The 18,621-nt window shown below is 49.2% G+C and carries 18 protein-coding genes and 1 tRNA gene; 3 read left to right on the forward strand and 16 right to left on the reverse strand.

Annotated features, from left to right (window positions below; all coding sequences use genetic code 11):
- Positions 1 to 67 precede the first annotated feature (67 nt).
- Positions 68 to 2,527, forward strand: coding sequence for an ABC transporter permease (locus IEY39_RS19660; protein ID WP_188934769.1), 2,460 nt, complete (start codon positions 68 to 70; stop codon positions 2,525 to 2,527).
- Between the two features lie 34 nt (positions 2,528 to 2,561).
- Here the strand turns inward: IEY39_RS19660 and IEY39_RS19665 are convergent, their stop codons facing one another.
- From IEY39_RS19665 to IEY39_RS19715, 11 genes are all read right to left on the reverse strand, one after another.
- Positions 2,562 to 3,377: a DUF695 domain-containing protein gene (locus IEY39_RS19665; RefSeq protein ID WP_188934771.1), complete on the reverse strand. Its 816-nt coding sequence runs from the start codon at positions 3,375 to 3,377 to the stop codon at positions 2,562 to 2,564.
- Between the two features lie 41 nt (positions 3,378 to 3,418).
- The gene (locus IEY39_RS19670; protein ID WP_188934774.1) at positions 3,419 to 4,084 is read right to left on the reverse strand and encodes a ClpP family protease; all 666 of its coding nucleotides are present in this window, start codon (positions 4,082 to 4,084) and stop codon (positions 3,419 to 3,421) included.
- Position 4,085: 1 nt separating this feature from the next.
- Positions 4,086 to 4,343 carry a hypothetical protein gene (locus IEY39_RS19675; RefSeq protein WP_188934775.1) on the reverse strand — a complete coding sequence of 86 codons (258 nt, stop codon included), beginning with the start codon at positions 4,341 to 4,343 and terminating at the stop codon, positions 4,086 to 4,088.
- On the reverse strand, positions 4,333 to 4,842 hold the full coding sequence (locus IEY39_RS19680) for an RNA polymerase sigma factor (RefSeq protein ID WP_188934777.1): 510 nt from the start codon (positions 4,840 to 4,842) through the stop codon (positions 4,333 to 4,335). The genes IEY39_RS19675 and IEY39_RS19680 overlap by 11 nt, the downstream gene beginning before the upstream one ends.
- A 92-nt stretch (positions 4,843 to 4,934) precedes the next feature.
- Positions 4,935 to 5,927 carry a G8 domain-containing protein gene (locus IEY39_RS19685; protein ID WP_188934779.1) on the reverse strand — a complete coding sequence of 331 codons (993 nt, stop codon included), beginning with the start codon at positions 5,925 to 5,927 and terminating at the stop codon, positions 4,935 to 4,937.
- 242 nt (positions 5,928 to 6,169) lie between these two features.
- On the reverse strand, positions 6,170 to 7,264 hold the full coding sequence (locus IEY39_RS19690; RefSeq protein ID WP_188934782.1) for a fatty acid desaturase: 1,095 nt from the start codon (positions 7,262 to 7,264) through the stop codon (positions 6,170 to 6,172).
- 47 nt (positions 7,265 to 7,311) lie between these two features.
- Positions 7,312 to 7,758: a cold-shock protein gene (locus IEY39_RS19695; protein WP_188934784.1), complete on the reverse strand. Its 447-nt coding sequence runs from the start codon at positions 7,756 to 7,758 to the stop codon at positions 7,312 to 7,314.
- Between the two features lie 39 nt (positions 7,759 to 7,797).
- Positions 7,798 to 8,121 (reverse strand): RNA-binding regulator, encoded by a 324-nt coding sequence (rbp, locus tag IEY39_RS19700; RefSeq protein WP_188934786.1) that lies wholly within the window; start codon positions 8,119 to 8,121, stop codon positions 7,798 to 7,800.
- A 495-nt stretch (positions 8,122 to 8,616) separates the two neighbouring features.
- The gene (locus IEY39_RS19705) at positions 8,617 to 9,867 is read right to left on the reverse strand and encodes an RNA polymerase sigma factor (RefSeq protein ID WP_188934788.1); all 1,251 of its coding nucleotides are present in this window, start codon (positions 9,865 to 9,867) and stop codon (positions 8,617 to 8,619) included.
- Positions 9,857 to 10,210 (reverse strand): YciI family protein, encoded by a 354-nt coding sequence (locus tag IEY39_RS19710; RefSeq protein WP_188934790.1) that lies wholly within the window; start codon positions 10,208 to 10,210, stop codon positions 9,857 to 9,859. Before IEY39_RS19710 ends, IEY39_RS19705 begins: the two co-directional genes overlap by 11 nt.
- 53 nt (positions 10,211 to 10,263) lie before the next feature.
- Positions 10,264 to 11,106: an SDR family NAD(P)-dependent oxidoreductase gene (locus tag IEY39_RS19715; protein WP_229688998.1), complete on the reverse strand. Its 843-nt coding sequence runs from the start codon at positions 11,104 to 11,106 to the stop codon at positions 10,264 to 10,266.
- 188 nt (positions 11,107 to 11,294) lie between these two features.
- Between IEY39_RS19715 and IEY39_RS19720 the strand changes: the two genes are divergently transcribed.
- Positions 11,295 to 13,673, forward strand: a complete 2,379-nt coding sequence (locus tag IEY39_RS19720; RefSeq protein ID WP_188934792.1) for an ABC transporter permease — start codon at positions 11,295 to 11,297, stop codon at positions 13,671 to 13,673.
- A 32-nt stretch (positions 13,674 to 13,705) separates the two neighbouring features.
- On the opposite strand, the gene IEY39_RS19725 is transcribed toward IEY39_RS19720, so the two are convergent.
- Complete coding sequence (locus tag IEY39_RS19725) at positions 13,706 to 14,602, reverse strand: winged helix-turn-helix domain-containing protein (RefSeq protein ID WP_188934794.1); 897 nt, start codon at positions 14,600 to 14,602, stop codon at positions 13,706 to 13,708.
- A 183-nt stretch (positions 14,603 to 14,785) separates the two neighbouring features.
- Here IEY39_RS19725 and IEY39_RS19730 point away from each other — a divergent pair, with 183 nt between their 5' ends.
- On the forward strand, positions 14,786 to 15,841 hold the full coding sequence (locus IEY39_RS19730) for a WD40/YVTN/BNR-like repeat-containing protein (protein ID WP_188934796.1): 1,056 nt from the start codon (positions 14,786 to 14,788) through the stop codon (positions 15,839 to 15,841).
- A gap of 65 nt (positions 15,842 to 15,906) precedes the next feature.
- On the opposite strand, the gene IEY39_RS19735 is transcribed toward IEY39_RS19730, so the two are convergent.
- The 4 genes from IEY39_RS19735 to IEY39_RS19750 all read right to left on the reverse strand — a co-directional run bounded on the left by IEY39_RS19735 (position 15,907) and on the right by IEY39_RS19750 (position 18,536).
- Positions 15,907 to 15,980 (reverse strand) — tRNA-Asn (locus tag IEY39_RS19735).
- A 127-nt stretch (positions 15,981 to 16,107) separates the two neighbouring features.
- Positions 16,108 to 16,464 carry a Rieske (2Fe-2S) protein gene (locus IEY39_RS19740; protein WP_188934798.1) on the reverse strand — a complete coding sequence of 119 codons (357 nt, stop codon included), beginning with the start codon at positions 16,462 to 16,464 and terminating at the stop codon, positions 16,108 to 16,110.
- On the reverse strand, positions 16,464 to 17,654 hold the full coding sequence (gene hflX / locus IEY39_RS19745) for a GTPase HflX (RefSeq protein ID WP_188934800.1): 1,191 nt from the start codon (positions 17,652 to 17,654) through the stop codon (positions 16,464 to 16,466). The genes IEY39_RS19740 and hflX overlap by 1 nt, the downstream gene beginning before the upstream one ends.
- Before the next feature lie 63 nt (positions 17,655 to 17,717).
- Positions 17,718 to 18,536, reverse strand: coding sequence for an outer membrane beta-barrel protein (locus IEY39_RS19750; RefSeq protein ID WP_188934803.1), 819 nt, complete (start codon positions 18,534 to 18,536; stop codon positions 17,718 to 17,720).
- Positions 18,537 to 18,621: the final 85 nt, after the last annotated feature.

Consider the following 18,621-nt stretch of genomic DNA (forward strand, 5'->3'; position numbering starts at 1 on the left):
CTCCGGACCCGGCTGATGCAACATTTGGGCGGCTGCCCCGTCTTTGGGTAAGCCAATACCCAAAACTATGTTCAAAAGCTATCTCACCACCGCCTGGCGTAACATCCGGAAGAACAAGGTCTTCTCGTTCATCAACGTCATCGGTCTGTCCATCGGCATGGCCGCCTGCCTGCTGATCTTACAGTATGTCAATTTTGAGCTCAGCTACGACCGGTTTAATACCAATATCGGCGATCTCTACCGGGTCTACAACGACCGCTATCAGAATGGGAAGCTCATCCAGCACGGCACCATCACCTATTCGGGCATCGGTCAGGCCATGCAGAACGATTATCCCGAAGTGATCGCCCATGCACGGGTAGAGCCATTCGGGAACGAGATCGTCACCTTTGAAAAGAGGCAGTTCGGCGACCAGCTGATGATCGCGGCGGATAATTCGTTCCTGAGCATGTTCTCCTTTCCCATGTTGGCAGGGGACAACCGCACGGCGCTGGCAGACCCTCATACCATCGTTATTTCCGCGAGTGCTGCCAACCGCTATTTTGGGGTCAAGGACAATGATGTCGCATCCGCCCTTGGTAAGGCGATCATCGTAGGCAACGACTCGACACCCTATAAGATCACCGGCGTCTTCCGGGATGTCCCGGAGAATTCGCATTTGGAATTCGAGCTCATCGCCTCTTATATTACCTTATATTCCGGGAAGAAAGCATGGAAGGAATCGGACTATGATTTCAAGGATTCCGATTTCTGGCACTATGTCCAGCTGAAGCATGGCACGGACTATAAGGCCCTGCAGGCGAAATTCGGAGCTTTCAGCGATCGGTATTTCCAAGGCAATAAGGTCTCCGGCAGCGTCGAAAAATTCTATTTGCAGCCGCTGGCCCGGACGCATCTCTATTCGGACTTCGAATACGAGATCGGGAAGACCGGCAGCGCCACGGTCGTATGGGGCTTGCTCATCATTGCGCTCTTTATCATCGTCATCGCCTGGGTGAATTATATCAACCTCTCCACCGCACGTTCTACCGAAAGGGCCAGGGAGGTAGGGGTGCGGAAGGTCATAGGCGCAGAGAGGGGGCAACTGATCCGGCAGTTCCTGACGGAATCGTTCCTGATCAATCTCTTTGCATTAGTATTGGGGCTGGCTTTGATGTTCATCCTCCAACCGGCCTTCAACACGCTGATCGGCCATAAACTGTCTTTTTCCTATCTGCTGCAAAGAAGCATCGGCGGGTATAGCGTTACCGTCGGCATCCTGGTTCTCGTGCTGGCCGGGGTTTTTGTGTCCGGCTTTTATCCCGCGTTTGTCCTCTCTTCCTTCAGGCCCATCCTGGTGCTGAAAGGGAAGTTCAGCAGCTCGAAAGGCGGCATCCTCCTGCGCAAAGGCCTGGTCATAGGGCAGTTCGCTATTACTGTCATCCTCATCGTCGGGTCACTGGTGGTCTACCGGCAGATCAGGTTCATGAACCGGCAAGAGCTGGGCATGAACATCGATCAGATGCTCATGGTCAAACCGCCTACGCTCACCCAATGGGATTCCACTTTCATCAGCAGGACGAACAGCATGATCCACGAGCTGAAGCAGATACCCGGTGTCGTTGGCGCCGCTACCTCCTGGCAGCCGATGGGCGGCGAGACGGGGCGGGATTTTGATATCCGCCGGGTCGACCAGGACAATACCGTTCATTATACCATGCGGCAAAACGGAATCAGCTTCGGCTTTCTCCCGTTGTATAAGATCAAGGTCCTGGCGGGCAGGGATTATACTTACACCGATTTTAATCCCGACTTCGGGAAGCTGCATAACATTATCCTCAACGAAAGCGCAATAAAGCTCCTGGGTTTCACCTCGCCACAGGAAGCGATCGGCAAGGCCATTATGCGTGGCAATCGCCAGTGGGACGTCGTCGGGGTTATCAACGACTATCATCAGAAATCTCTGCGGTATCCTGTCGAGCCGACTCTCCTCCTCCCCGCGTATGGAACGTACAGTACTATTTCCGTAAAGGTGAACACCACCGACATGCCTTCCACCATCAAGGCTATAAAAAAGACTTATGACACCTTCTTTGCCGGGAATTATTTCGACTATTATTTCCTGGACGCGCACTATAACGAGCAATACGCCAATGACCAGCTCTTCGGCAAGGCTTTCAGCATTTTTGCCGGCTTCGCCATCTTCATCGCCTGTCTGGGACTGCTCGGTCTCTCGCTCTTCGCCACCGCACAGCGTACAAAGGAGATCGGGGTGCGCAAAGTGCTCGGTGCATCGGTCGGCAATATTGTCCTGCTCCTGTCGCGGGATTTCATTATCCTCGTGATGGTTGCCTTTGTCATCGCGTCGCCCCTTGCCTGGATGATCATGCACCGGTGGCTGCAGGACTTCGCCTATCGAATCGATATCGAATGGTGGGTCTTCGGCTTCGCCGGTCTCCTCGCCGTCACCATTGCGCTGGCGACCATCAGTTTCCAGGCCATCCGCGCAGCTATGGCGAGCCCGGTGAAGGCATTGCGGAGTGAGTGAGCCGCGGGGCAGGCTGCGGCCTGGAGAGGAATGATCAATCTTTGACTACGAACGTCTCCCAGCCATCATAATCGCCGTGCAACTCTTTTGCCTTTGTTCGCAGGGCAAGGGTTACCGCGGTGATGGAGTCCATGTCTACTTTATCGATGCGGGAAATGTGCAATTGGAAGGGCAGCTTTGACTTCTGTTTATATTCTTTGCCCTCCAGCTTGAATTTCTCATGAAGGGCATAGGTTACAAAAGCATCCCTTTCTGCTGCCGTATTAAAATAGAGCCAATGGTCTACCTGCCGGGGTTTGTTGAGATGGTCGCCTTCCTTTTTTAGATTCATGACCACTTTTTCGTTTTCCATAAACTCCATGGTCTCTTCATTCGGGTATAAAAAAGTCAGGTAAGCTTCCCATGACGGATCGCTGCGGATCTCTATTTTATATTCATATTTAGGGAAGGAAGTCTTGAAGACAGATGAAAGGATGGCTCGCGCATGGGCGGTATCTTTCACATAATAGTAGTCCATCCGGTCGCATTGATAGGAGAAGGTGCCTGCTTGTATGTTTGGGGTTAATGAATTGACTGCTGCCTTAATCTTGTCGGAAATAGCATATAATGCATCCCAATCATCCTTTCCAGGTAGCCCCTCGGCCGTGCAATCGATCAACCTGACGCCTGCCTTCAGTAAGAAGGGATATTGTTTATCAGGAGCCTTTTCTTTCAGTGACATATTGACCAGGGTCGACCCGGCGCCTTTTTCATACTGGGCTATGTAGGCCTCCCAATGGTCTTTTTGGGCCAGAACAGCGATGGATAGGAGTAGGCAGCACGAAAAGAGAATACATTTTACTAAGGTCATGGTTTAGGTTTGGGTACAAGATAGGTATTTTACCCTCTCCATTAAAGCGGATGCTGCTTGAACCCGATGCTTTCCCGGGGCTTTCCCGGCAATTGAAAATGAACTTTGGTTTGGACATCGTCCAGGGCAATAAGATCATCGGTGTCACCCAGCACCTCATCGATCAACCCGTATTGCCTGGCCTCTACGGCGTTCATGTAGCGGTCCCGGCGGAACATCTCTTCTATTTCTTCGCGGCTGTGGCCTGAGTATTTGCCCATCAGGGAAAAGATCTGGTTCTGCAGGCGCTCCTGCTCTTTGTAGGCGATGCGTACATCTTCCGTATATCCTTTGGCGCCCCCACCGGTGGGATGCATGTGGATGGTCGCATGAGGAAGAGCATAACGCTGTCCCTTGGTGCCTGCTGTGAGCAGTACCGTGCTCATGCTGCCGCAAAAGCCCATCGCCACGGTGGCTACGGGTGATTTCAGCTTGCGCATGGTATCATAGATAGCCAGGCCGCCATAAACGATGCCACCCGGGCTGTTGATGTAGAGCATGATAGGATTGTGGCTTTCACTATCCAGGTAGAGCAGCTGTGCAACGATGAGGTTTGCTACATTTTCTTCTATGGCTGTACCCAGGTAGACGATGCGTTCTTTTAGCAATAAGCTATAGATATCGTAGGCCCCTCTTGTGGAGCTATCGATGACGGTAGGAATAAGCATATCAGGCGAATATGGTTGTTAATTGGCGGGCAAAGGCTGGTTCACCCAGTAATTGGAGATGAATGGCTTGAAGCCGGCTGCGCTCTTGTTTTCGGGCATATAAAAGGATCATCCGATGGGCCGAACGCTGCGCCTCTACGTTCTCCGCCAGCGCTTCGTCCAGGAGCATGCTGGCTTCAAATGTTCGGTTTTCCGCTTCATTGAGTTGCCCGAGCAGGTATTTGTCGATGAGGCAAACCTCGTTTAATTCATCGCGCATAGACTTCGGATGTTTTTATGGTTTGCCGCACTTTTTCCAGGCATTTATGCTTCTGAACGGTGGCCGATCTCCCGCCCTTAAATCCAAAGCGGGTTGCGATATCCGGCATGGAGCAGTGGTCATAGTAAAAAGCTTTTAAAAGCTCCAGGCATTTCTTTCCGCTCTTTTGAAGGGATTCCAGCAGGCTTTTTTCTCTTTCTTCTTTATCTGCTTCTTCCTCAGGTTGAGGCGCTTCGAACCCCTCGGGAAGGGGGAGGTGGGGATCATTATTAAGCGTACGCAGCCAGCATATTTTCGCTATGCCGATGAGGTAGGCCTTCGGCGAGGAATGAAGGTGCAGCTTGCCCGCCTTTTCTTTTTCCATAAAGATCAGGAGTGCGTCGTGAAAGCTGTCCTTTGCCTGTTCGAGGGTTCCGCTCATCCTCCTGACCATGCGCGCAAAATCCGGGAAACTCTCCCTGTACAGGCTTACCAGGTGATCTTCTTTTTGTCCGACCATAGCAACTGCTGTTTCTTATTAGTCTCTAAAAAGGTAGGATGATCACCGGAGAAATGGAAATTTTTTTTGGTTTGAGTATATCTAGTGCGTCCTTACATCATAACCTTTTTCACCATCGAAAATTGGTTGCCATCGGTTACCTGCACGAGATAGATGCCGTTGGGGGAAGTGGAAAGCGAGAGGTCGATGCGGCTGGATGCAGATTCGAAAGACTGCTGCTGCATTACCTGGCCGCCGAGCGAGATCAGCCTTACTACCAGTCTGCTGCCGGACATCTTTTCGGGGAAAATGGTCACCGTTTTGCCGGAGGTGATTATCGTAGCCTGTGCGTTTGCGGTAGCGCTAACCAGAACGATCTTGGTGTACATATAGTTGCCATCAAGATCTACCTGGCGGATGCGGTACCAGATCTGGCCTGCAGGAGCGGCTTCGTCGGTATAGTTGTAGCTATTGGCCTGCAGATTGTTGCCTGCGGCGATGGTTGTGATGGTAGACCATTCAGAACCATCGGTGCTTCTTTCGAGGTCGAAATGGCTATTGTTGATCTCGTTTACAGTGTTCCAGGTGATATTGACGATGCCGTTGTCCGACCGGATAGCGGTAAATTCGGTAAAGGTGACGGGGAGGGTCAGGGGAGCAGAGGAGAAGCCGGTGGGCGAAACGCCAGATGCGCTATTGGCCACAGCAGGCCCGGCGACGGTAACATCGTTTTTGCCATCATATTTGACAACTCCACCGATGGAGAGCAACTGATTCGGGGTGGGGTGGGTCGCTGTCAGCATACCGGTGCTCAGGATGGAGACAACAGACGCATTATCAAGCGCCAAACTCTTATTCTGGTTGAAATTGAGCGCGCCGCCGATAGTGATATACACGTCGTTTAAGCTGGCCGACATGTCAACCACGACTGTATTACCGGCAGGGATGACGATCGAGTCGCCGTTCTGCGGGATGCGGCCAAGGTCCCAGGTGGAGGTGCTAGACCAGTTGCCGTTGGTGGCAGTGGCCTTATTAGTGGTGCGAGCGCTGACAAAGTTCGTGGTGGTCAGGGCCAGTATGATAAGAAGGTAGAATTTCGTTTTCATGAGTGCGTGATTATGCCATAGTAAATTCAAGGGACATACCAAAGCGGCAAATCCCCGTGCCAGCACGGCGAAAATCAACACAACAACATGTAAATCACTAATTTGCGCGGCTAGAAAAAATCAGATCAAATGTGCTAAACCGGTACAGCCGCATAATGGAAACTTCCCATTTGTGTACAAAAGTTCAAATTTGGGAATTCTGAAATTTTTTGGGAGGATTGTACCAAATGAGAAGAGATATGTTAAAGGCCTTCATAATCAAGGTGGCCCATATTGTAATTGTCCCCTGTCAACGGCATCAGGTCGGAGACCTGCCCTTTCGATATATATTTCTTCAAAAACTCCTTTTTTGAATCTTTATACCAGGAAACCATGCCGACCTTGCGCAGTGCATAGATATATACCCAGGCCAGATCTAATTGCCCGGGAAGAAAACCCGCACGGGCACTCCCGGGAAATAAATGATGGTTGTTGTGCCATTCACCTGCAATCAATCCGGGTCTTGTTTGATTTATAGAAAGGTTACTCCGGTCAAAATCAATTCCATCCCGGTGCTTTTCTTTCCCGCCGCCATGCCCGGTATAATTAAAAGCCCTGATGAGCGCAAACCAAAGCATCGCAGCAGTGAATAGGGCACAAGCGAGACCAGTTCCGCCGATAAAATAAAATACCAGATACCAAAAACTCCAGTTAAGCAGCCAGACCCCAATGGTGTACATAGGGGAAGCGATGGAGCCCCATTTTTGATATTGTTGATAAGAATTCAACTTTACTCCCGTGTGTTTCATGAAGTGCACCGCTTTTTTATAGGCGTCTTCACTTAGATCAGGAGAAACCCGCTGGTGATTGTATTCGGCCAACATACAATACCAAAATCCCGCTTGTGCATTATATGGATCGCCCGGCTCATCCGATTTGCAGTGATGCACGTGATGTGAGACCACATAGATTTCTTCGGGTATCGTTCTGATAACGAGGTTCTGCGTAATAATACGCCACAGCGGATGACTAAAGCCATAGGATTTATGCGTACAGTACCTATGAAACCAAATCGTTCCATGCGTTCCCATGATCAGCATGCTGTAAACAACTATGGCAATCACTAAATACCAGGAAAAATACTTGAACAGGAAAAGGAAAAAGAAAGGCAACATTCCTGCAAGCATCAAGAAGCTGGCAAAAGAGATCCAGTTGCTCCGGGCTTTGAAAATATTCATGCGGGAAAAGGCTTCCGACCAAAGTTGTTTTGTAGTAGGAACAACAAGTGCGGCGTTCTTGTCTTTCCATCCGTAGGATGGAGCGTAGAGAAGGTCATCAATAAACGAGCTCTTAACCATTGGGTTTTTTTGAATATTGGAATAGGGTCAGTGAAAGCCGCAAGCGGCTATAGTTTTTTTGTAACACCTGCGGCATTCAGGCCTTTCGGCCCTCTTTCGACAGTAAAGTTCACGAGATCGCCTTCCTGCACAGGATAGTTGGCTTGACTTATATGAAAAAAAATTTTTGCACCATTATTTTGCATAATAAAACCAAAGCCCTTCGATTCATTGAAATACTCAATTTTGCCTTCATTTACCGACATTTCGCTCTCTTGAAATTTCGGTACCCCTATCTCAATATCTGCCGCATTAAAAACTTTCTTCTTTTGAGGATCCGGTGGAGTAGAGGTAATATTCCCGTTCTCGTCAATGTAAGCCATCATGTCATCCAAAGATTTCCCTTTAACCTGGTTGGCTTTGCGCTCTTCCATTTTTTCCTTCTTCCCCTGTTTTTCTTTTTGACGTTGTTTTTCCTTTTCCCGCTTATTGAATGAGTCTCTGTGTTTCGCCATATTTATTTGTTTGGGCAAAGGCTTCGCGTTACTATAACGCTACCACCGGTTTTTTTTGTATCCGCCACCACTGTTTCCACCTTTGTATCCACCACCACCACTGCCGCGGGATGGTCTTTCCTCTTTGGGTCTGGCCTCCATTACCTTAATGTTACGGCCGTCAACGGTAGCGTCATTGAGCTCTGTAATCGCCTTTTTGGCTGCTGCGCTATCGGGCATTTCTACAAAACCGAATCCTCTCGACTGGCCGGTGGTTTTGTCGTTGATAATTTTGGCTGAGGTAACTTCGCCGTAGGGTGTAAAAAAACCTTTAAGGTCTTCATCCTGAACATTGAAGCTTAAGTTTGAAACATAGATGTTCATATACTAATAATTTAAAAACGAAAGCATGATCTGAAAGGAGTGAAGGTAACCTTTTACTAGTGATTAATCAGATAAGATTTTGGTAAATCCTACCACCCCAAGGTCGTGTCTGGAGCTTAATTGGGCCAAATCATGAGGAAGCCGGGCTGGATTAACTATTTAATAATCAATGATTTATAGTCTATTGACAACCAATTGAATGGATGGTGGAATTTGACCCCAAACATAACGGCAAAAATGAAAAGAGGCCGTCTCAAAAATATTGAGGCGACCTTTGGTTTTATGGCGCCACACAGAGGCTACCATAGGCAGCGGTTGGACAGTAGAGGAACAGTAATAATTTGGGGAGGGGCGAAGAGAGGTGGAAGCTTAAAACGATAGCTAAACAAAGGCAATTTAAGTCTTTTCAGGCTATTTTCTTTCGCAGATTCGTACCTTTTCAACTTGGTAAGGGCGATAATTGGCTAATTGTCAATGAGTTTGGTCGGACAGAGGTTAGCTTTCTTTGCATGTATCTATACGCCGTTGCAAGAAATTACGTTCCATAGGATTGCGTGCCAACGAAAGCGCTGTGGAGAAGTGCGCTTTCGCAATCGGGTAATTTCCTCGACGGAGTTCAAGTTCACCAAGCGTAGCGGGGTAAAACGGGTAAGAAGAAAGGCGATGAAGGTCATGGATGAGGCGTATCTCCTGCAATCCTCGTTCTGGGCCGTCCAGCTGTGCGATGGCAATCGCACGGTTAAGTGCAATCACCGGAGAAGGATGGATAGCCATAAGCATATCATAAAGCGATACTATCTGTTTCCAATCGGTATTTTCACTTCTAGCGGCACTAATATGCATTGAAGCAATAGCCGCTTCAATATGATATTTTGTCAGTTCTGTACCAGAGGCAGAAAGGTCAAGAAGCGCTTGTCCTTCTGCTATGAGGTTATGATTCCATAAAGACCGATCCTGCTCAAAGAACGAAACAAGATTACCCGAACCATCTAAACGAGTTGGCAGACGGGCCGCGTTGAGATACATCAACGCAGCAAGCGCATATGATTGGGGGGTTACTAAAGCAGGTTGTTCGATGAGTAAATTCATAAGCAGCATGGCTTCCTGACAAAGGTCCATGCGCACTGCCGCCTCAGGTGAGGATCCATGATACCCTTCGTTGAAAAGCAAATATAATGCTTGCAGAACGGAGGAAAGCCTGGTGGAAAAATCCGCATCGGCGAGATCAAAAAGCTTCGTGGATTCCGCCAATATTTTCTTTGCCCGGGTGATGCGTTTTTCAATAGCGGCATGACTGCTTACGAAGGCCTGTGCGATCTCCTTTACACTGAATCCGCATAATATGTGCAATATAAGTGCAATTTGAGCCTCTTCAGAGAGGCTGGGATGGCAGCAGGAAAACATCATACGTAGCTGGGAATCTTTCACAGCGTATGCACTAAATGCCTCCTCTACCGTCGGAACCAGCGTCCATTCCGATTCAAGAAACCGCGTTAGTTCTGGCTCAGACACCCGAGCCGTGCGCTCCCGGCGCAAGATATCCAAGGCACGGTTCTTGGCAGTGGTCATCAGCCATGCGGAAGGATTTTTCGGCAGACCGCGAAACTTCCACGTCTCCATCGCACGGCAGAAGGCGTCCTGAGTGACGTCTTCTGCCAATGCAACGTTACGGACTCCGAAGAGCCGGGTAAGAGCGGCAACGATCCTTCCGGATTCATGCCGGAAAAAATGTTCTTCAATATCCATCACCTAATTCCAGCTGTCCGATTTGACGGACCTCTACAGAACCACCATCCTCGAAAATAGGGCATCCCAGGGAAAATTCCACAGCCTGTTGGATATCCCTGGCCACAATGATACTATACCCTCCAACCACGTCTTTTGCTTCAGCAAAGGGGCCGTCAATGACCTGCTTTTTTGCGCCTTTGACTACCTTGCCATCGGGTTGCAAAGGCTCTCCGAGTGATTTCACATGGCCTTTGTCACTGAGATCCTTAAGCCAGGTCATCCATTTGGCGGTTTTCTTCTGCATTTCCTCAGGAGATGCAGGTAGTTCGTAACCGCGATAGAGGTATACAAATTCAGTCATAGTAGTTCTCTTTTTGTTGATGTTTATATTATATAGGTTTTTGTCAGCAGCTGCTAGTCGTCCAGGGCTCCCATGGTCAGATTGACGGTCGTTCCCATCATCACGCTTGCCTTATCGGAAGCCACAAAGGCCGCCACATTTGCCAACTCTGTGACTGTCATGAATCGTGTGGGATGGTTCATGCCTGCAAGATAACCTGAAAACTGTTCCCAGGTTACGCCCGTTGCTTTGGCCCTACTTTCAAATATTTCCCTTATTGTCTCTGTCTCCGGCATGCCGTGCGGCTGCAGACCGACCACGCGGATACCCTGAGGCGCGAGTTCCTTCGACAGGTATCGGGTAAGCGCCTCCTTGGCAGCCTGTGACGGACCATAACCTCCGTTTGGCGTGCCTAATCTTGCGGGGGGCGCAGTAACGGTCATGATCACCCCGGATTTATTCTTGAGCATGCGTCTTGCCGCTAAACGCGCAGTCAGAAAGTATGACGTGGTATAGCTCGTGATCGGCACGGAGAACTGTTTAAGATCCATGTCGACCAGCGATGCCTCCAGATCCGGGGTTGGCGGGATCCCCATCGCATTGAACGAAATATCGATACGGCCTGCCTTAGCCACTACAGACTGCAGATGCTTATCAATAGCCTGCTCATCAAGGGCATCAACCTCCGCTGCCTCGGCAACGCCGCCGGCAGACACGACGTCCCTGGCAACCGCTTCCACAGGCGCGAGGCGGTGCCCGGTGAGAAAAAGCGTGGCCCCTTCGCGTGCGAAGGCACGTGCGACAGCGCCGCCGATCGCGCCGCCTGCTCCATAGATCACTGCTACTTTGTCTTTCAATTCATCCATTGTTTTACTTTTTAATGTTGAGAAATTACATGTGAATCCTTCACGCAGCATAACTAAGACGTTTGGGGTTAACGTTTCCCGACATTTTATTTGGATTATTTTGGCGCGTGCCCACCCGGCGGAAGGTCGGAACCAGACACACGCCGTATCGTAAACGGACAGTTGTATTATTGTTTAATATATAATTGGCGCTTTTTGGTTCGTTTAGAAGTTGGTACTTTTTTGGTGCACTATCGATCATGCTAAAGAACTATCTAAAAATTGCCATCAGGAATCTCAGCCGTCACCCGACATATTCCTTTCTCAACATATCGGGTCTCGCCATCGGCATGGCGGCGAGCATTCTCATCCTGTTATGGGTCCAAAACGAATTGAGCTACGACCGGTTCAATGCCAATGCGGATCAGATCTACCGGATCACGGTGGTGGCCAGCGATCAGTTCAAAGCAGCGACAAATCCCGCGGGAATGCCGGCTGGATTACAGGCTGCGATGCCGGAGATCCGCAATACAGTTCGCGTGTCCCATCCGGTAGAAACCCTGTTTGAAAAGGGGGACATACAGTTCGTGGAGAAAAAAGGGTTTTATGCCGATAGTACCCTGTTGGATATTTTTTCATTTCCACTGATAAAAGGCGACCGGCGCACAGCCCTGCAACGTCCGGATGGGATACTGATCACCGAAGAGATGGCCAGTCGATATTTTGGCCATTCGAATGCGCTTGGCAAGACGTTGAAGAAAGATAATGGGGAACTGGTAAAAGTTACAGGGGTACTGGCCAATATTCCTGCCACTTCCAGCCTGCAATTCGACTATATCCTGCCGATGTCGGCCGTCGCCCGGACGGTTGATGAATTAAAAAATAGCGTCTGGGATAAATTCAATTTCTATAGCTATGTACAGCTGGACAAAAATTTCGTTCCGGGTAGGCCCAACCTGGACGCTTTTGACCGGAAGATGACACAAATCTATCAGCGGCATATTCCCCGGGATAAGCTAAAAGCTGATTTCTTTTTGCAGCCGCTGACAAGCATCCATTTGCATTCGGACGGTCTCCAGGTAGACTTGCCTGGTCATGGGAATAGCCAATATGTAAGCATCTTTTTTATCGTGGCTGTTTTTATCCTCCTCGTCGCCTGTATCAATTTTATGAACCTTGCTACGGCGCGAAGCGCACGACGGGCAAAAGAAGTGGGGCTGCGCAAGGTGGTAGGTGCGGTGAGGGGACAGCTCATCGGGCAGTTCCTGGGCGAATCATTGCTGATCTCTTTTTTGGCGCTGGTGCTGGCGATAGTCATCGTCAGCCTGAGCCTTCCGGCCTTTAATATCCTGGCCGAAAAAGAGCTGCACCTGCATTTTTCAGACGGGAAGTTTTGGCTAAGCCTGATTGGGGTTGCGGCGCTGACGGGATTATTGGCGGGAAGTTATCCTGCCCTGTACCTCAGCGGTTTTCAGCCGGTGAAGGTGTTAAAGGGGCGACTAAAATCTATGGGCGGCAATCTCGCTTTTAGAAATGGGCTGGTGATCACGCAGTTTGTGCTATCGATTGTCCTGCTCACCGGGACTGTCGTTGTCTACAACCAGCTGAAGTTTATCCAACACCGCAACCCGGGTTTCACAAAAGCTAATTTGTTATACATGCCGATGACAGGTGAGATCTGGGGCAGACAGGTTGCGCTACGCGACGAGCTGAGCCGGAATCCCCTGACGAGCAATTATACCATCGTCGGTGAGCTGCCGGTCAACCTGATATCCGGCAATGTAGATGGAAAATGGCCGGGGAAGGACCCGAACACGCAGATCGTGATCCCGGGTATGAACGTGTCGGAGAGTTTCATCGACGTCTTCCGGATGAGGATCCTGGCCGGGAGGGGCTTTTCCACTGCCTTCAAAACCGACAGCAATAATTTCATCGTCAACGAGACAATGATGAGGACGATGGGGATGACGTTGAATAACGTAGTTGGACAACCGCTCTCCTGGAATGGTCAGGATGGCAAGGTCATCGGGGTGGTACAGGATTTTAATTTCAAGCCCATTCAGCAGGCCATCGAGCCGTTGGTGCTGAAGATTAACCGGTATGGCGGAAATGTAGTCGTGAGGGCGCCGGAGGGTCGGACAGAGGCGACAATCGGGGCAATGGAGGCGATAAGCCGGAAGTTAAACCCTTCATTTCCTTTCACGTATAATTTCCTTGACCAGGACCTCGCCAACCTGTATAAAGGGGAAAGACAGATGAGCGGCATTTTTAATTTGTTTGCGGGGCTGGCGTTGCTGATCTCCTGTCTCGGATTGTATGGGTTGTCTGCCTATCTGGCGCAGGAACGGACCCGCGAGATCGGGGTGCGCAAGGTACTGGGTGCGTCCGTCTTCAATATCGTGTATTTATTATCGACCGGCTTCACACGGCTGGTGCTGGTGAGTATAGTGATTGCCATTCCGCTGGCGGTAGTGGCGATCAATCGCTTTTTAGAAGGGTATGCCTATCATATCCGGGTGAACTGGTGGATCCTCCCCCTGGTGGCATTGGCAGCCCTGGTGGTGGCGTGGCTGACGGTGAGCTATGAGTCGTTGAAAGCGGCTATGAAAAATCCGACGAAAAGTTTGAAATCGGAATGATGAAATCCTTCATTTTTTAACAAAAACCCGCCTTACGCAATCATTTTGTATCCTTTACCATGCACATTTACAATCTTAACAGACGGATCAGCGCTTAATTTCTTCCGGAGTTTGGATATCAAAACGTCCACATTACGGGTGATCACAAAAACACCGTCATCCTCCCAGATTTCTTTCATCAGCAGGTCCCTCTCAACTACCTGGTTCTGGTTTGACGCAAGTAGGCGCAGTGCTTTCACTTCTTTATCGGATAGCTCAATGGTTTCGTCATGAAGGCAAAGAATTCCTTTTGATTCGAAGAATGTAAAATTCCCAAGCTTTTTATAATCAGCTATAGTCGGAACGGTTTCGGATTCACTTGATAGCGACTCATCAACCTTTTCCTCTATAAGTTCCTGGGATGCTGAAATTCCAGTGCGTTTGCGAGCGAAAAAAAATGCTGCCAAGGCTACCGGGACAAAGGCGAGCAAAAGCCAGACATAGGGGAATGTTTTTTTTGCGAGGAACGAAATCTCAATTACATAGCAGCCTTTTTTCTGTACGCGTCCCCGGCAGGGTTTCAAATTGCCATGGGTTCTATTTACTTCATAGGCAAAAATGGTCTGGTTTTGATCGCACTCATTTACACTCACCGTATAATCTCCCGGCCTGTCCGTTTTTGCAAGTTGCTGATGCACAATGCTCATTAACGTATCGGGAGTGAATCCGAAACTGTTTTCAAAGGAAATGCGAAAGGTGTTTTCATTGATCGTTTTAATCGGCAATACCCGGGATGTCGAATCGTTGGAATGAAGCAACACCTGGTGCCCGATAGTACGAAGCACAATTTCCAGGTGTTTATCAGGGCGCTCATTATCCTTTTTTACAAAAGCTATAGCAACCACTACCATGAATACTGAAAGGACAACGAGAAAGGTATATTGCTTCATATGGATAAAATTAAGCATGGACCACCAATGTAAATCGATTTTAAACAGGATTTACATTGTTTTACAGCTTTTTTACACTCTTTCATGCTGTACCGACAGAATAACGGATAGGTTTGTTGTACTGCCCTGCCTGCTACTTTCCGCTAATTATTAATCAATGTGTTTTACTTTAAATTTAAAAAAATGAAAAAATTATTTGTGTTTGTCCCGGCTATCCTCCTGGTATTATTTCTATTAAATGCTTTTGTGCTAAAAAAAAAGGATGCGGCCAAAGGAATTAGAAATGAATCAGGGCTTGTAAACACCGTTTTTAAATCTACAGATGGCGGCCAAACCTGGCAGGACATCGGCAATGGGCTCCCGGAAAATCTGCGGAAAGATAGTATCCGGGGAAAGAGCTTCTTTGCAAATGATAAAGGGCTGTTCTTAAGGGTTGGAAACGGACTCTATCACAGTACACCAAATGCCACAGCTCCTTTTTGGACCAAAGAGATTTCCCCCGACGAACATAGCAGCATTGCCCCCGGTAAGTCCGGGATATTTGTCTACAATAATTACTGGGGTATAAACTTGAGAAAAAGAGACGGAACGAGCGTATGGTCGACGATATCCGGAAATTTTCAGGGGACACGAATGCGCGCTTTTGAGACTGCCGGAGGTGCAATTTTCATCGGCACCGACAGAGGCCTTTTTAAAACTACTAACGATGGAAAAACCTGGGAACTGGTCTATGCCGGAGGCTTGGTAGGGAATTTGGCAGAGTCGAATGGCGTACTGGTGGCGATCAGCACGAGAAGTATAATAAGATCGGCCGATAATGGCGAAAACTGGGCGGTGGTGGACAGGGAGGGCGGTGCGGCTTTCGATGTAAAACAGATCAGAGGTGGATTCGTTGCTATCACTTCTAGTACAGAGTGGCTTTCGCCGAATACCGGCAGGTTAAGGACATCCTTCGACGGCGGTAAAACCTGGCAGCCCATTGAAGCCAGCCTTCAGGACAAAGTTGTTATTGATTCAATATGGCGGACCTGGGATGATCGCCCTCGTGTACAAGCCTTCATAGCTTCAATTATCCAGGTTGGTGAAAACTTCTTTTGTGCTTATCCTTACGGCCTTTTCAGATCATCAGACAAGGGAAAAACATGGAAATTATCACTTCCTTCTGTACAAAATAAGGTCTTCAATTTATTTGTTTCAGGCAACGTGATCTATGCCATACGCAGCAAGGGTGGATGTTGAAAACTCAGATTAACCTTTATTCTATAAAACAAAAACCTGGCAGCAATGCCAGGTTTTAAAGCTTGCTCCCCCTGCTGGACTTGAACCAGCGACCCTCTGATTAACAGTCAGATGCTCTAACCAACTGAGCTAAGGAGGAATAACCCTAAAAGGGGTTGCAAAAATAGGGAAAAATCCGCTTTTAAAAATTTGAAAAAGAAAAAATTATCGGCCTTTTTTGGCTCCTCGACGCTGCCACTATAGGAGGCGGCGCCGCTGGCTCCGCATCAAAGCCACTTAAATAACCCACCTTCCTCAAACCCCACATAAACCCCATCCGCCCTCACCTCCACCGGATAGGTCTTTAACTTATAGCCTTCATCATTGGTGTCCCGACCCGTCTTAAGGTTGAACTTCAAAGAATGTACCGGGCAGACGACATGGCAGGCGCCATCGATATACCCCATCGTCAGCGGCGCACCTGCATGGGGGCAGAGAAGCGCAAAACCATACCATTCCTCATTAAATCGCCCAAGACACAGGGTCTTGCCATTGACTTGTACTTCGGCGACATCGCCTTTGGTCCATTGGATATCGGCCGCCTCACCGGCGATCTTATGCCATTTGTATTTCTTAAGGCCCATCAATAGAAATGTTCACTTTTGTAGGGATAGCGTATCTTATAAAGCTCTTTCACCTTGTCCAGTATCGTCCGCCGCAGCTCGTCGATATTCCTGCGCTCGGTGGCGGAGACAAAGACGCAATTGCCGTGTGTTTCGCGGTCCCACCGCTCTTTCAGCTCACCCATGATCTCCTGCTTGACCCCCTCTTCCAGCCAGGGGTCGAAAGTATTGGCCTCATAGCGGTCTATCTTATTAAAAATGACAAGTATGGGTTTGTCAAAGGCGCTCAGCTCCTGCAGGGTCTTGTTGACTACCCCCAGCTGCTCTTCATAACCCGAATGGGAGACATCGACGACATGCAAAAGAATATCGGCCTCCCGCACCTCATCAAGTGTGCTTTTAAAGCTCTCCACCAGGTGGTGCGGCAGCTTGCGGATAAATCCGACCGTATCACTCAGCAAAAAAGGGGTATTCTCAAAGACGACCTTCCTGGTCGTGGTGTCAAGGGTGGCGAAAAGCTTGTTCTCGGCAAAGACATCGCTCTTGCTCAGCAGGTTCATCAGGGTCGACTTGCCGACATTGGTGTACCCCACCAGCGCCACCCGGATAAACTCTCCCCGGTCTTTACGCTGGGTAAACGCCTGCTTATCTATCTCCTGCAGGCGGCGGCGTAACAAGGAAATTTTGTCTTTTACGATCCGGCGATCGGTCTCGATTTCCGTTTCCCCCGGGCCCCGGGTGCCGATGCCGCCCCCAAGGCGTTCAAGGTGCTTCCACATACCACGCAACCTTGGCAAAATGTATTGATATTGAGCGAGTTCTACCTGTAGCTTGGCCTGCGCCGTCTTGGCGCGGCTGGCAAAGATGTCCAAGATAAGGTCTGAGCGGTCGATGGTCTTCGTATCCAATATTTTTTCAATGTTGGAGATCTGCGACCCCGAAAGCTCATCATCGAAGATCACGACCTGGATATCCTTGAGAGTGATATACGTCTTGATCTCCTCCAATTTCCCCTTCCCAACAAATGTCTTGCTGTCCGGATGGAGCAGTTTCTGCGTAAAACGCTTGAGCGCGACTGCCCCGGCCGTCTCCGCCAGGAATGCCAGCTCGTCCAGGTATTCCCGGGCCTGTTCTTCCGTCTGTGTCTTGTGAACCAACCCCACCAACACCGCTCTTTCCGCTTTCTGGATACTATTTTTCTTATCTATCAAACTATAGCGATTAGGACGGCAAAGGTAAGACTTGATCGGTGAGGGTCATAGAAAAATCCGGCATTACAACCCGCTCACTACGATACCAAAGGAATAGGGAAAAACCGAGGGCCCGGCGCTGGATTTGATCAGGGCATTGGCCTGAAACTGTCCAAAGACACCGATCACCCCCTTGCTCACCCGGACCGTTCCGGCCAGTTTCGGGGTATTGAAGAACTGCGTGGAGCTTTCCTTCTGAATATAGTTGGCAATGGTGCCACCGGCAGGGTTCAGCAGATCCTTCGCCTTGGTATAAGCGCTCAGCATCAGCCCGATCTTGGTCCCGATAGCAAACTTCCAGCTCTGATCCATATGCTCGGGGTCGAGAGCAAAACGCAACTCCACCGGGGCTTCCAGGTAGGTGGTGACCAGTTTGAATTTTTTGTAGTGGTTGGTGGTGGACTCGTCAGGAAAAGCCAGGGACTGATTCGAATAGGCCGCGACCAGCACCTCCTGCTGGTGGAAGAAGATATTGCTGCTCCCGATGCCCAACCCGACGCCAATACTCAGGCGCTGGTCGGTTTTAAACGGGAAATCGAACATAACATAAAAATTCGCACTGCGATTGAACCCCTGAATGTGGATACTGTCCGGTGTACCGGCCCAGTTGTCATAACCCAGCTCGAACATAAAATGATCGGCCGACCGCTTGCTCAGATCCCATATCTTTTTAGGCTTGGCAGGTTCCGGGTTGTTTGCGCCGGAAGCCTGGAGGGCTTTATTGACGAGGGCGGCGGAGTCTTTGGCAATTGGCTGATTGGGGGGAGTTTTATGCCTTTTTTGAGCGAAAATAGCAGTAGTGGTGGCGAAAAGAACCAACGCAGTTACGAAATACTTCTTCATAATTTCACTTGAGGTGACGTCTTTTGGATGGTTACAAATGTATTCTCCTTGGGGTTAATAAAAGGTTAAAGAACCCTCTTCCAAC

This window comes from Puia dinghuensis, from assembly GCF_014642875.1.
GTDB lineage: Bacteria > Bacteroidota > Bacteroidia > Chitinophagales > Chitinophagaceae > Puia > Puia dinghuensis.

Excerpts from the sequence above, each read along its gene's own strand:
- IEY39_RS19720 (WP_188934792.1), top strand. The coding sequence starts at position 11,295 with ATGCTAAAGAACTATCTAAAAATTGCCATCAGGAATCTCAGCCGTCAC.
- IEY39_RS19705 (WP_188934788.1), bottom strand. The coding sequence starts at position 9,867 with ATGGATATTGAAGAACATTTTTTCCGGCATGAATCCGGAAGGATCGTT.
- IEY39_RS19660 (WP_188934769.1), top strand. The coding sequence starts at position 68 with ATGTTCAAAAGCTATCTCACCACCGCCTGGCGTAACATCCGGAAGAAC.
- IEY39_RS19725 (WP_188934794.1), bottom strand. The coding sequence starts at position 14,602 with ATGAAGCAATATACCTTTCTCGTTGTCCTTTCAGTATTCATGGTAGTG.
- rbp (WP_188934786.1), bottom strand. The coding sequence starts at position 8,121 with ATGAACATCTATGTTTCAAACTTAAGCTTCAATGTTCAGGATGAAGAC.
- IEY39_RS19695 (WP_188934784.1), bottom strand. The coding sequence starts at position 7,758 with ATGGCGAAACACAGAGACTCATTCAATAAGCGGGAAAAGGAAAAACAA.
- IEY39_RS19685 (WP_188934779.1), bottom strand. The coding sequence starts at position 5,927 with ATGAAAACGAAATTCTACCTTCTTATCATACTGGCCCTGACCACCACG.
- IEY39_RS19675 (WP_188934775.1), bottom strand. The coding sequence starts at position 4,343 with ATGCGCGATGAATTAAACGAGGTTTGCCTCATCGACAAATACCTGCTC.
- IEY39_RS19710 (WP_188934790.1), bottom strand. The coding sequence starts at position 10,210 with ATGACTGAATTTGTATACCTCTATCGCGGTTACGAACTACCTGCATCT.
- IEY39_RS19690 (WP_188934782.1), bottom strand. The coding sequence starts at position 7,264 with ATGGTTAAGAGCTCGTTTATTGATGACCTTCTCTACGCTCCATCCTAC.
- IEY39_RS19740 (WP_188934798.1), bottom strand. The coding sequence starts at position 16,464 with ATGGGCCTTAAGAAATACAAATGGCATAAGATCGCCGGTGAGGCGGCC.
- IEY39_RS19715 (WP_229688998.1), bottom strand. The coding sequence starts at position 11,106 with ATGCTGCGTGAAGGATTCACATGTAATTTCTCAACATTAAAAAGTAAA.
- IEY39_RS19750 (WP_188934803.1), bottom strand. The coding sequence starts at position 18,536 with ATGAAGAAGTATTTCGTAACTGCGTTGGTTCTTTTCGCCACCACTACT.
- IEY39_RS19665 (WP_188934771.1), bottom strand. The coding sequence starts at position 3,377 with ATGACCTTAGTAAAATGTATTCTCTTTTCGTGCTGCCTACTCCTATCC.
- IEY39_RS19680 (WP_188934777.1), bottom strand. The coding sequence starts at position 4,842 with ATGGTCGGACAAAAAGAAGATCACCTGGTAAGCCTGTACAGGGAGAGT.
- IEY39_RS19670 (WP_188934774.1), bottom strand. The coding sequence starts at position 4,084 with ATGCTTATTCCTACCGTCATCGATAGCTCCACAAGAGGGGCCTACGAT.
- IEY39_RS19730 (WP_188934796.1), top strand. The coding sequence starts at position 14,786 with ATGAAAAAATTATTTGTGTTTGTCCCGGCTATCCTCCTGGTATTATTT.